A 13136-nucleotide genomic window follows, 5' to 3' on the forward strand; every position below is an offset into this window, starting at 1 on the left:
CCAGTTCGGTTTGTTCACAGCGTTCAGAGCAAGGTCGTTCAATTTTATGCATAGAATACATTGTACGGTTGGCAAAGTGAAGTTTATAATATGAACAGAGATGCATGGGGGATCAGGTGAACAAACTGACATATGCGCATAATCAGGCAACCGATATCTAAACCAATTAGAGACTTATAAAAAGTAAGCGCTTACTAAGAAAAGAGGGGGACAGCTATGAAAGCCAACGCATGGAAAAATAACGGAAAGCTCTACAGCAGGTTTCTGCTCAGCATTACATTATGTATCGTATTGACGCTGCTTATTTCGTCCTTCTTCTATTATCTTGCTTATACAAGGCTGGATCTAAAGCAAGCCTATTTATCCGACGTCAGCAGCCTGACCCGAACGAGCCATGAAGTGAACAACATGACGGAGAGCGCCCAGTCGCTCACCTTCCAGCTGTATCGGACGTTTACGATTTCCAAGCTGCTTTTTTATACGAAGCCTAATATTTATGATGTGACGGCAGCTATGAATGACTTGACCAACTACTTGAGCTCCATGCCGTTTATTGAGTCGATATATGTATACAATTCAGCCAACAATCAATTTTACATTGCTAATCGTTCGGGGCAAAGCGGGATTTTTACCAAGGAGGAAATTTCCGATAAAGGCATTTTACAGACGTTAGAAGATTTCCAGACGTATAAGCCGTTTACGCCGATTCCACGCTCCTATGTGCCAGAGGATGCAGACAGTCCAGTATTGCCTGGACAGCCGTCACCCGTGCATCATGTATATACTTATTTAGGCTATGATGCGGTCGGTAAAAATCAAACGATAAACTCGGCAGTCATCGTCAATATTTCATCGTCGTGGATTAATAAAGATATTGGAACCGCTTCCAGCGAGTCACTCGGCAAATCGTTTATTATCGATGATCGCCAGCGCATGCTTTCGCGCGATACACTCGCCCTCAAATCGCTGAATAAGCAAGATAATGATATGCTTTTATCGCAAATTTTCGGACAGCAGCAGCCGGGTTATATTGTGGCGCGATTTGACGGCCAGAAATCGCTCATTTCCTATACGTCCTCGGATGCGCTCGAATGGCAATATGTTCGTGTCACGCCTTATGGCGAAATTACAGGAAAAGTAAGTGCGATTCGCAATACGACGCTTGCCATTGCCGCTGCCATTCTAGCCATCGGCCTGCTTATTTCCTGGCTGCTGTCACGTATGCTCTACCGCCCGATCCATCATATTATGGATAAAATGAATATGCTCGAAACAGAGCGGCGCAACAGCTCCTATACGATTAGACAAAATTTTTTACGCAACTTGCTGGAAGGAGCGCAGCAATTGCAGACGAAAACCCAGCTCGACAAGCTTGAGCAAAACGGCATTACATTTGATTTCACAAACCATTACCGCGTCGTATTAATTAAAATTGATGACCTAGAAGCGCTCAGGGAAACGCGGGGCAATGATCTGCTCGCTTATAAATTCGCCATTATGAACATTAGCTGGGAAATTGGGCTGAAGCATTACCGTGTCGAAACGGTTGATATGAATGAAGACAGCGTTGTGCTCATGCTTGGGCGCCTCGAATCGACGGAACAGCCGGATGATGAGCTGCTGCGGACGATGCTGCTGCAAATTCAGCATTCGAGCCTGGAATATTTGCGGATAGGCATTTCTATGACGTACAGCCCGGAGGCGAACCAGCCTCAGCAGCTTGCCTCCCTCTATAAACAGGCGAAGGAAGCTTCGCTGCACCGCTTATTTTATGGGCAGGGCTGCTTGATCTATTCGCAACAGATTATGGAGCTGAAAGCGAAGGAATATAAATTCCCCGTCGATAAAGAGAAAAAACTGACCGATGCGCTGATGGCTTCCAAAAATATCGATGCAAAACAGATTTTCGCCTCTATTGTAGAGGAGACGGCTGACTATCCGATTCACGTCGTGCAGCTTGCTATCTCGCATTTAACGATGACGGTCAATACGATTTTGTACACGATTCATAAAAATAACAGTCTCGAGGTCGAAACCGGGCTGAATACGAACATCCCTTCACTCGATAAATTCGAGACGGTGGAGGAAATGAACGCCTTATTTTTCACCTTATTTGATGATATTCAGGCTAGGCTTATGGAGAAACGCACGGTCAAGCAAAGCGATCTCATTCGTAAAATCAATGAGCTGATTGAGCGCGACTTCGCGAACTCCAATCTATGCTTGAATTGGATTGCTGAGGAGCTGGATATGTCCTCCATCTATATTAGCCGGGTTTACAAGCAGCAGACGCTGACCGCTGTCGTCGACGTCATTAATCAGGTGCGGCTGGAGCATGCCAAAGATTATTTGGAAAATACGGATTGGTCCGTCGTCGATATTGCCGACAAAAGCGGCTATACGAGCAGCTCTTATTTCCATCGCATGTTCAAGAAAAGCTTTGGCGTCACCCCCGCCGACTATCGCAAAACGAGACTCGCCCAGCATGGCTGATCGACATAGGTGAAAACTATAAGCTTTATCTCTATTATATATTAGACCAATAAGTGAATTTGTCCTATGATGGGTTGTATAGCGCCGAAGGGAGCGATCAACTTGTCCATCTATGACTTTCAAGTTAAAACGATAAACGGAGAATGGCTAGATTGGGCAGCCTATCAGGGGAAGGTTGTCCTCATTGTTAATACGGCGAGTAAATGCGGTTATTCCAGCCAATTTGCCGCGCTCCAGCAGCTTTACGAAACCCATCACCAACAGGGATTGGAGATACTCGCTTTCCCCTGCAATCAATTTAATGACAAAGAACCGGGCAGCGATGCTGAAGTAAAAGCCTATTGCGAACAAAACTTTGGCGTTACGTTCCCCCTGCTTAGCAAGGGGGACGTTCGAGGCGAAACAGCTCATCCTTTATTTCACTATTTAGTGAGCGAAGCTCCGTTTCACGGTTTCGATATGCGAACCCCGAACGGCAAGTGGCTGGACCAGTTTTTACGTGAAAAATACCCCGAGCTCCATGCTGGAGATGGAATCAAGTGGAATTTTTCTAAGTTTCTCATTGATCGCAGAGGTCAAGTAGCAGGCCGTTTTGAGCCGACTGTACTACCGCAAGAGCTTGATTCAGCGATAAGAGCATTGCTTTAAAAAAATGAAAAGCAAGGCGCTTAGCTCGTCCATCCGAGCTAAATGCCTTGCTTTTTCACAATCCTGCGACCTTCGAGCCGATTCGTCTATGTACCATTGTTTCATCACTTTGGAATAAACTGATTAATCCAGCCGCCGAAGCTTTTCGGATTTCTCGTTTGAATCAGGACGACGCCTTCGCCACGGAACCGGCACACAATGCCTTCGCCACTTGTAATGCTGGACAACCAGCCGTTAGCAGCCTTCTCGATCCGGTAATCCATATAATCAGGCCATGCAACCAGATGTCCGTTATCAATGATAACTTCCTCGCCTGCAGCAAGCTGCACGGCATGAATCGTGCCGTAGGAGGAAAGAAACACCGTTCCTTTGCCGCTAATTTCAACAATAAAGAAGCCCTCGCCCGACAAAAAACCTTTCGCCAGGTTTTGCATCTTCGTGTTAACCTCAATGCCTGGCGTTCCAGCCAAGAAACCATCCTTCTGCACATACAGCTTGTACGACCCATCAAGCTCAATCGATTCAATATCGCCAATCGCTGAAGAAGCAAGCAATGCTTCGCCTGGGCCCCGTGTGGCAGACAGCTCTTGAAAGAAAAACTTCTCGCCGCTCAGCATCCGTCCAAGGCCGCGCAAAATGCCGCCATCGAGCGTACCTTTCAGCTCCAGGTTTGGCGACATCGATACCATCGCACCCGACTCTGCTTTAATCGTCTCGCCGCGCTCCAACTGCACCTTCAATAAGGGAAAAGCGCCGCGATATAAAATTTCATGTCTCATTTCAATTTATTCCTCCGATCATTCGTACTGCCTCAAGCTTGCCGATGTTGGGCCGCTTTCTAAAAAAGCGGCCCACTCATCATCATGCTGCTAAGAAATTTCAAGGAAGCACCACGCAAATTTAGTATGCTCCATTTTTTCTTCAATAGCTGACGCACGCGAAATAACCGTGACTTAATAGTGCCGACAGGAACCTGTGTTTCTTGGCTAATTTCATCCAGCGACATATCGTAAAAATATCGCTTCACAACCAGCTCGCGATCCTTGTCAGACAGTCCCTTCATCACTTCGGATAGCTCCTCGGACAGCTCCTGCTCCAAATACACATGCTCCGGCCCTTTATCCAAGCTCGGCAGCGTTTCCTTGAGCGGCCATTGCGACATAAAATAATCCGGCTCTGCATCCAAAGAGACGCTTCGGCGCGTCTTGCGTTTTCTGAGCGTATCAATACATAAGTTAATCGTAATTTGAAAAATCCAGGTCGTGAAGTTTTTCGAAGGGTCGAACTTATCGATATTCGTCAAGAGGCGAATAAACGTCTCTTGCAGAACATCCTCGCTTTCCTGACGGCTGCCAAGCATCCTATAAGCAGTTGAAAACAGCCTATCATAATAGACCTTTGTAATTTCCGCGAAAACCAACGGGTCCTTCTCTTTGATCCGAACCGCTAACTGGGAAGCATCCATAATTTCTCTCCAAACTTAAATAGGATAATAGACTTTAACATTGGCATTACCGAATTTTGGCGATATCCTCGCCCGCCCTCTTATACGCCTTCACAAGCTCCTGAATTTGATTAAATTCACTGTCTCCCGGCCCAAGGCCATCCATAAACATTTTCTGCAGCACCGATTTGAAAAGGGTTGTCCGCTCCTCAATGAAGCTGCGCTCCAGCTCCAAAATTTCATCCAGTGTGTGGCTGTTAATGAAATCATCCAGCTCGCTCCGCTCGGCGCGGCCGCCGCCCCCATCACCGCCGTAACGCTCACCCCGCAGCCTTTCCGGCTCTGGCACTTCCTCCTCTTCCTCGTAAGGATTCAGATTAACCGAGGAACGAATCGACGATAAAATAATATTTTCTTTCGCGAGCATAATTTGGAACGACTTGTTTTGAAATAAATCGCTCATAACGCTGCGACACAAATCTCGATTTTTAAGTAAGATGCCATCGAAGGGATGTATGGTCCAATTATCATTCGAATAAAATAAATTAAATATAAATTTCTCGCTGCCAAAAACGTATTCTACGTTTATTGTATGTTCATCCAGCATCTCAAATGAAAAATCCAACATTATCGTTCCCTCCATACGAGCAGCAGGCCCGAATTCTTCCGATAAGTCAATTTTACCAAATGATCCGCCATTACGCTAATATTATATAAAATTCGACTCTATTCTCGTTTTCCATAGAACGATAACAATGGCCGCATCTTCCTGTACTACAGAAAATACGGCCCTGCCCACGATTATAATTGGTTATGCTGCTCTAAAATGGCCTCTACCCGTTCGCTTGTGGCAACGATAATCAACGTTACAATCAATAAGCCGAGCGTGCCTACTGCAATCAAAGACAACCATCCTCTCATTCCATCGCTTTTGTTAAGCCTATGAAAGAGTGGCGCCATCTATGTGTATCGTTGTTAAAATAGAACGAGCCTCTTGCTATATTTAGCTGAGCAGCCTGTCTATGTCGTTTCCGCCAGCAGCTCCGCTGCTAATGGCCGCTTGCGATTGTCCGCCTGTTTCCAAGCCGAGACGCTTCGACATGCTTTGGTTAATTTGCGCCAGCTTCTCCGTGTGGGTTTTGCAGGTCGCGATAATGTCGCGATTGGATTTCTCCGATGTGTCGAGCGCTGTAATCAGGTCGGCAATCGCCGTGTTGACAGCCTCCAGCGACATCGCTGGTTTTTTGAGCAGCTCCGCCGACTTTTCCGTTGACGTTTTGAGCAGCTCTGCGTTGCGCTTGAACTGGTCTTCAATCGTGCTGTTTACACTCTCGACTGCATTTGCGATTTTTAACTGATCCTCGATAGCGAGCGTGATCATCGCCGACACCGTAATCAGATTAGACGCTTTATAGATGCTGTTGTTGACCGCATCAATCAGCTTGTCGCTGTTGTCATTGACGATGTCCGTCGCAGCAACCGCCTGATTGAACAGCAGTATATCCTCGGTCATCGACTGGATGCGGGTGACGACTTTACGCAAGCCACGCTCCAGATACGTTTTGCGCTGCTCATTTTCCGGCTTGGCGATTTCCGCTTCGAATAGCTCCTTGAGCTTGTTGCCCATGGCGATCTTCTCTTGCAGCGAATAAATTTCCTCAAGCGAGCTGCGCTTGAGCGTACGCATATTCACAATGCTCTCCTCAAGGCCATCCTTGCCGTCCCGCAGCCCCTGCACAATCGCATCAATATTCGTCCGCACGGACTGATATTTATAAACGTAGTTTTTCACGGGCGACTTGCGGATCAGCTTGCCGATAAAGCCGACGTTTTTACTTTGCTGCAAAGATTCGCATTCATTACGCAGAGACAAAATCAGATTCGATACTTGGCTGGACCCGCCTGACATGAGGGTGGCGACCGGACGTTCCAACTGCTTAAGTGTCGCGCCCGCACGCTCCTGCGTCTTGGCGCCCAGCTTGCCCATCTCGTCCATTAAGCCATCGAGTGAGAGCGTATCGGCCTGCGCTACCTTCTGAATAATGACGGCCGCTTCCTGGACGGCCTTCTGCTCGTCTTCTTTTTTCAATTGAATCGTTTGTATGGACACTCAAGTTCCCTCCCCACGGATTTTCAATCTAATAGGCCATTAAAACTCCGAGTAGTTGTAGCGTTTGTGAATAACCTCCGCCTTGGTTTGCAGCTCCATCAAATCCTTGTGTTCAATCGTTGCAACAATTTCCGAAATTTTTGTATTAATATCCCTCAGACCATTTAGCAAAATACGGCGGTTTTTCGTTTTGGCGTCGCCGCTCAGCCTTAAGAAAGGATTGATGACGCTGTTCAGCTCCTTGAGCACCAGCCGTCTGACCGTATGATTAATTTCATCATTATTCAGTTCAGTCAAGAGCGGCAATACCCGGTGCAAACGGAGAAAAAGCGAACAGGACTTTTCCACAATTTCATTGTCCAGCGTATTTTTCTGCCCTTCGGATATAACCATATCCTCCAGCACTTCCAAATACTCCAGCACGGGATCAAATATCGGGCTAATCGCCGGTGCTGGTGCAGATGCAAATGCCCCGCCTCCGCCAGAGGAAGAAGGCTGCAATGCTTCTGGCAGCTGCCCAGGCTCAGAAGAAGCACGGGCTGGCGACGGAATTGCATCGATAATATTGGTTTTGCGCAGCAGCCGCTTCTCATCGAGCACGACACCTACGAGTGTAGCTGCGACAGGGATAAGCACCGTTATAAATTCTGGCAGCAGCCAGCTTGTTGCAGCGGCAATAACAAGTCCCATTGCCGCTCCGATAATCGAGCGTTTTTGAATCACTCTCTCACCCTCCAACCTGCTGTGCCACTCGCTTCTATTCGAATGCTGTCAAACGCAACGGCTGCTCAACGTGGCTCGCCAGTACGCCATACTCAGGCGTCAGCTTGCCCACCTCTCCCCCAAGCGCCAGCTTGACCGCCAGATAAGGAAAGTTGATGCCGCTCAGACAGGAAACATGGAGACCGCCAGACATCCGCGGATTAATCTCCAGAAGCTTGGGCACTCCATTTTTGTATTTCATTTGTATATTATAATTGTAAGGGATTTTGTACGTTTCTGAAACCCTCTGGGCAATTTCCATTAATTCCGGCACATTGTCCAGCAGACGCAGACGGCCGCCCGCTTTACGGCGCGGAACTGCGGCAAGCAGCTCCCCATTTGGCGCAGCTAGGCAATCAATACTGTATTCAAACCCGTCAAGCAGCTCCATCACCATTAAATCACCAAACTGCGGGACGGTCGCTAAGGTACGGTACACCTCTTCAAACGGCAGCGCACGCGACACGGAACCGAATAAATCCGCCAGCTTGTCGCGCTCATTGTCAATGATGCGGAAGCCTTGTCCACCTTCGCCATCCGTTGGCTTAAAGCAAACGCGATGCCCTTTTGATACCAAATCGTCGTAGGCCGCCTTAAACTGCTCTGCCGTTGAAACGACATGATAATCAGGAATGACCATAATGCCGCTCTCGCTCACCGATTCATAAAACTGATCCTTGACCATCAGCTTGCCGAGCAGCTCCTCATCCTGGCAGACGACGACTTTAACGCCTATTTCATCAAAACGCTTGATGCTCTTCACAATATCCAGCATATTCAGTCTTGGGACGAACACATCTATTTTATACCTCAAACAGAAATCAATGCAAAAATCAACATAAGCCTCGCCTTTAAAGGGCGGCTCAACCTCCGCCACATCGCAAGCTTGCAGCGACATATGCTTCGGATCGGAATGCGTGCCGTACAGCTCAAAGGCTGCTCCGTCGCTATTGTTACGAATCGCATTCATATAATGATAAGCGACCGAAAACCAACGGTTGAACCATACTTTTGTTACGTTGCTCATACGTTTGCCTTCCTTTCGACTGCTGCTGCTGTCTTAAATTCAGCCATGACAGTGGACACAAAGTCCAAAATTTGCTGCGAAGCCATAATGCCCGAATGCGTTGTAAACGTGTAAGCCAAATTTCCCGGTTCGCGCTGCTCCTGGCGAAACAGCTCGCCGTGCCTTGGGGCAATCGCATGACTTGCCGCATCTAGCAGGCACTGGTCCAGCAAGGAATCACCGGAGGCAGCAACGACCGTCGCTCCAAGCTGCTGCTTCAAATGCAAGAGCGCCGCGCTTTTGCTCACCTCATTTGGCACGAGATAAATTTTGCGTCCTTGTACCGACACTTTCCAGCCAAGCGCCGTAATTCGTTCCACAGCACGGCTCACCTGCTCGGTTGGCATCCGCTCGCGATCAATGACGTAGGCGAAAAAAAGCTCATCGCAATAACGCTCGCCATGAATCCAATCCGTACTCGCCACCTCATCGAAGATCGCTTTAATTTCTTCCGCCGGAGCCGCACTAGCCGCAATAAGCTTCTGGATATGCGTGCTCCATTCTTCGTTCCTTACGCCATTCACCAAAATATTGCCGCCATTGCTCGTCACCGCATAGGTTGGCGCTATATGTATATGGTCGCGGAACAGCTCAATTCGGTTGTACTGCTCCATCGTCCGGGTCGTTACTGGAATAAAATGAACCTCCTGCGCAATAGCTTGCAGCAGCGGCAGCATTTCCGTCAAAAAATACGACAGCACTTGACCATCCTTCGTTTCTGCGGGCATCACAAGCCCCGAGCCCTCCGCACCATCCAGTCCCATCGATCTCGTGGAATAAATGAGCGTCTGATCAAGATCACTGGCGAAAATCATACAGCTTCCTCCTCGGCGGAAGCAGCAATATCCGCCTTTTTATTTTTCGATTTAATAATGCCGCAGCAGGAATACGTCAGTTCAGGAAATACTTCCACTGGAACGCCGCGATCGCTTGCCAGCAGCAAAATATGCTGGAGCCCCGGGTTGTCCAGGCGGTCAACGAGAATTTTCCAAGGCACGCGCCGCAGCAGCACCCGTGTCGTCTCCCCAACGCCCGGCTTCACCAAATTAATATCCTCGATGCCGTAAAGCTTTTGAATCGCTTTAATATCCTTCAGCCCCTGCCAAGTTACCTCAGCCTTCTCGTTCATCAGCTTCACAGCTTCCTGCTTCGCCTGCTGTGAGATTTGGCTGAAATACGCGGATACCGTATCGATGAAATGATTGGATAGATCCTCCTTCATCCATTCCTTATAAAACTTCGCCCCGTGAAAATCATCCGGCCCAATGATATCGCCGCGCAGTACCGTGCGGCTCATCAGCCCGGACACGGTAGAATTAAGGCAAGCACTCGGAATGAGGAAATCCTCGCGGGTGCCGAATATGCTTGAGCTGCAAGCAGGATCTGCCAGTACCGCAAGCTCCGCATCCAGCTGGGTGCCGTACTTCTGCTTGAATGTCTTGCAAGCTTCAATCAACACTTGAGTAATGGCGCCTTTTCCCGTCCAGCCATCCACGAATTGAAGCTTTGCCTCCGGACCATGCTGCTGCAAAATATAAAGCAGCGCATTTTCATCAATGCCCTTGCCGCGAATGATCGAGATGCTGTAGTGCGGCACATCAAGCCCACATCGCTCTGCTATGTAGCGCTTCATCAGAATGCCGATTGGCGTGCCCGCTCTCGCTAAAGAAACGAGCACCGTGTGCTTGCCGCTGCGCGCCACTACCTGTTCGGCTACGATGCCAGCAGCCAATGCTACCCGCTTTGCAGATTCCGTCAATGTCTGGTGAAACAGCTGGATGTATTCCGGCGTCGGCTGGTATTCTACAGGCAGCATTTCCGAATAATGCACGCCGGATTGGATCGCTTCCTCACGATCCTCGGTTCCCCGCTCCAGCTGCACATCACTCAAATCCTTCAATAGAAAAACGACGTCGGACGGCTTATAGCTGCCAAGCGGCTTCGGAGCCCCGATCGGTTTTTGCAACCGTTGTTCAAGCAAGCTTCTGCTCATGCCTTTTCCTCCTTATGACTGCCCTTTGATGGACCGCAAATAATGACATTGATTTGCTGGAATCCGCATGCTTGCAGCGCCGACAGCAATGGAGCAAGACGATCCTCCGGCCAGTCGCGCTCTGCAAAAATAAAGCAATCGTCGTATTGCAAGGCACCGACATTATAAAAAAAGTTCCTCACCTGCTCATCTTCCGGTGATGGAAACGCTTGTCCCGATTTAATCGCATAATCTGGCTTGTCAATGGGATGAACCGGGCTTCTCGTCGTTGAGTGGTAGCATACACCTTGCCCCAGCTCCGCCGCTATTCGCATCGGTATATACATAAACTCGCCTGTGCCTAGGCATAATGTACGCTCACCCACTCTAAAGCTTCTCAGCTTAGCCCCAGCCTCTGCAATGCTTGCATCCAGCGTCCCATTCTCGCTGGAGCGAACGCCGAAGCGTCCCGTTCCTGCCAAATAAGGCGAAGCATTCACAGCTCCTGCTGAATCAACCGAGCTGTAGGATGCGAGCTCGAACAGCTCGTCCAAATACACTTTATTCAAGCGACCGCTCGCAAATGTTACAGCCTGAGTCTGAGCGCTGGCCGCTACCTGCTCGGGCGAGCTGCCTTCCGCCCTAATTACGCCTTTCATCAGCGACAATACTTCAATCGATACGCCAAGCTCCTGTGCGGCTTCCACAAAACGCTGCTCATCCGCTTCAGTTCTCCAATCGAGCAGCGATGCTACTATATATTGTTGACGGGGAAATTGCCTTTGGATATCCCGTATTATGTTCAAGGCTGTTTTACCAGTCGTGAGCTCATCATCGACGAGAACGATCGGCTCGTTACCGTTAAAAAAGGCCGCATCCAAAGCGTAGCAGCGATGTGCAACCGCGTGGGAATGCTCCTCTTCAAAGCTAATGAGCGATTCTATCGCCGGAATCTGCTCCCTAGTCGTATGAAGATAGGTACAGTCCTCACTGAACACGCGATACATGCTATGCCCAAGTGCTGTTGCTGTTTCTGCAAAACCGATAAACAGCGCTTGCTCAGGCAGCTTTAGATTAGCTTCAATCACTTGATGATACACCTGCTCTGAACGTCCCGGTTTAGTCAATCCTTCGATAGCGGCATCCAGCAGTTCATTAGCCAGAGCATGCTGCTGTTCATCCGCAGCGTACCTTTTATAAAGCAGCAGGGACAATGCTGCGCCGCTAAGCAGCGAAGTATAAGGATTAACAGGAAGATGCTTGCCCAGTACTTTGCTGACAAACAGAAAGGCCCGCTTCTTGTTCATGCGCGCTGCCATGGCAAACAGCGTATCCGGGGATAATCCGAATGGATTTGCTGTTACCGTTACCGATACCTTAAGATCATCTACAATGTTATACGTATGCTTGCTCCTGGCTTGCGAGTAAGGCGATAAAATGTTGTTCTTCATGCAGCACCCCGTATATTTTTGATCTTGCCATTACGCGATTAGCCCAATTCATATGGGGTTTCACTTCATTCATCTTATTAGCATAATCGCTCTTGAGTACGCCGACATAGCCGTTATGGCTGGCAATAATGCTTTGTGCATCAATATATTCTTCATACGTCACCGCATAGAGCGATTGCACCGGCCGAATATGCGACGGGTGGATAATCGTTTTGCCAATAATGCCGTTTTCCTTGTCCATCATGACTTCGCGCAGCAGGCCATCCGTTTCTAGTGCTGCCGAATGCCGCAGGGGCCAGCGCTCTCCTTTTCCAGACAGCTGCTCCGGCTGTAGAGGAAACAATGAAGGGACAGAAGCCTGCTTGCTGCTCGAAAAGTATTCCCATACGGGTCCCGAGATGACATAAGAGGCATCCATTCGCCCAAATATATTTATAATATCCGCCATACAATCGCGAACAGGAAGAATATCGTATATGGTCATGGTTTTGCTGCGGCGCAGGCCAAATAAACTGGAGAAGTCTGTCGCTCCAATACGCACATTGAGCACATAACGCTGATAACGATCGAGAAGCTGCTTAATGGCCAGCAATTCCTCCAGGCGTGTCTCACGATAAATGATAGCAGGCGTTTCTAGTATGGGCAGCCCATAAAGCACCGGCGAACCAACACTTTGCTGACGGTTAAATGCAGCGATTTGACTAAAATAGGCTTCACCGTTTGCTGCTGTAAATTTTGGGAAAATAAAGCCGGTAATCAGGCTGATCTTTTCTTCCAGCCGCTCAATCATACGGGCAAGCTGCTGCGCGCTGCGAATGCGAATGAATAGTAGAGGAAGATGATCGCGCGATAAAGAGCCAATTTTCAAAAAAGAGGATAAACGAAAAATTTGCTGCAGCAGAGACTCCTCTGCCATCTCCACCAAATGGTCGCCAACCGCATCCTCCAGGTCAATGACCATCGTCGTCAAACCTTCATGCTTGCGGTTTAAAATATCTTCGGAAATCGTTGGTCGGGTAGCCGGACAATACAAAGCAGCTCCGACGGCATAAGCGAGAAGCTCCCGCTCCGTCGTATGATCGAATGGGGTAGGCGCCGAGAAGAAAACCGCTTCTTCTTCCTCCCAGGTAAAATAATCAAAGTATCGCATTCCGGTTTCCTCCTGATTCATTCCAGTAATCGACACTGTT

12 protein-coding genes are annotated in these 13136 nt (G+C 48.6%); 2 read left to right on the forward strand and 10 right to left on the reverse strand.

The window, feature by feature from the left end:
• Positions 1-216: 216 nt before the first annotated feature.
• Together AC6B99_RS03060 and AC6B99_RS03065 are read left to right on the forward strand one after the other, a co-directional pair.
• Positions 217-2493 (forward strand): helix-turn-helix domain-containing protein, encoded by a 2277-nt coding sequence (locus AC6B99_RS03060; RefSeq protein ID WP_496662724.1) that lies wholly within the window; start codon positions 217-219, stop codon positions 2491-2493.
• Between the two features lie 102 nt (positions 2494-2595).
• Positions 2596-3141 carry a glutathione peroxidase gene (locus AC6B99_RS03065; RefSeq protein WP_496662850.1) on the forward strand — a complete coding sequence of 182 codons (546 nt, stop codon included), beginning with the start codon at positions 2596-2598 and terminating at the stop codon, positions 3139-3141.
• A 104-nt stretch (positions 3142-3245) separates the two neighbouring features.
• Here AC6B99_RS03065 and AC6B99_RS03070 read toward each other — a convergent pair whose 3' ends face one another.
• From AC6B99_RS03070 to AC6B99_RS03115, 10 genes are all read right to left on the reverse strand, one after another.
• A complete protein-coding gene (locus tag AC6B99_RS03070; RefSeq protein WP_496662725.1) occupies positions 3246-3920 on the reverse strand; it encodes a TIGR00266 family protein in 675 nt (224 codons plus the stop codon).
• A 59-nt stretch (positions 3921-3979) separates the two neighbouring features.
• The gene (locus tag AC6B99_RS03075; protein ID WP_056034011.1) at positions 3980-4606 is read right to left on the reverse strand and encodes an RNA polymerase sigma factor; all 627 of its coding nucleotides are present in this window, start codon (positions 4604-4606) and stop codon (positions 3980-3982) included.
• 46 nt (positions 4607-4652) lie between these two features.
• Positions 4653-5213 (reverse strand): hypothetical protein, encoded by a 561-nt coding sequence (locus AC6B99_RS03080; RefSeq protein WP_056034014.1) that lies wholly within the window; start codon positions 5211-5213, stop codon positions 4653-4655.
• Between the two features lie 375 nt (positions 5214-5588).
• Complete coding sequence (locus AC6B99_RS03085; RefSeq protein ID WP_056034017.1) at positions 5589-6695, reverse strand: toxic anion resistance protein; 1107 nt, start codon at positions 6693-6695, stop codon at positions 5589-5591.
• A 39-nt stretch (positions 6696-6734) separates the two neighbouring features.
• The gene (locus tag AC6B99_RS03090) at positions 6735-7415 is read right to left on the reverse strand and encodes a hypothetical protein (protein ID WP_442952527.1); all 681 of its coding nucleotides are present in this window, start codon (positions 7413-7415) and stop codon (positions 6735-6737) included.
• A gap of 37 nt (positions 7416-7452) precedes the next feature.
• Positions 7453-8484 carry an ATP-grasp domain-containing protein gene (locus AC6B99_RS03095; RefSeq protein ID WP_056034020.1) on the reverse strand — a complete coding sequence of 344 codons (1032 nt, stop codon included), beginning with the start codon at positions 8482-8484 and terminating at the stop codon, positions 7453-7455.
• Positions 8481-9338, reverse strand: a complete 858-nt coding sequence (locus AC6B99_RS03100; protein ID WP_496662726.1) for an HAD family hydrolase — start codon at positions 9336-9338, stop codon at positions 8481-8483. The genes AC6B99_RS03095 and AC6B99_RS03100 overlap by 4 nt, the downstream gene beginning before the upstream one ends.
• Positions 9335-10516: a cysteine protease StiP family protein gene (locus AC6B99_RS03105; RefSeq protein WP_056034024.1), complete on the reverse strand. Its 1182-nt coding sequence runs from the start codon at positions 10514-10516 to the stop codon at positions 9335-9337. Before AC6B99_RS03105 ends, AC6B99_RS03100 begins: the two co-directional genes overlap by 4 nt.
• Complete coding sequence (locus AC6B99_RS03110; protein ID WP_496662727.1) at positions 10513-11946, reverse strand: phosphoribosyltransferase family protein; 1434 nt, start codon at positions 11944-11946, stop codon at positions 10513-10515. The genes AC6B99_RS03105 and AC6B99_RS03110 overlap by 4 nt, the downstream gene beginning before the upstream one ends.
• Entirely contained in the window at positions 11891-13096 is a 1206-nt protein-coding gene (locus AC6B99_RS03115) for an HpcH/HpaI aldolase/citrate lyase family protein (protein ID WP_494879861.1), read from the reverse strand. Before AC6B99_RS03115 ends, AC6B99_RS03110 begins: the two co-directional genes overlap by 56 nt.
• Between the last annotated feature and the right edge of the window lie 40 nt (positions 13097-13136).

This window comes from Paenibacillus liaoningensis (assembly GCF_059609455.1).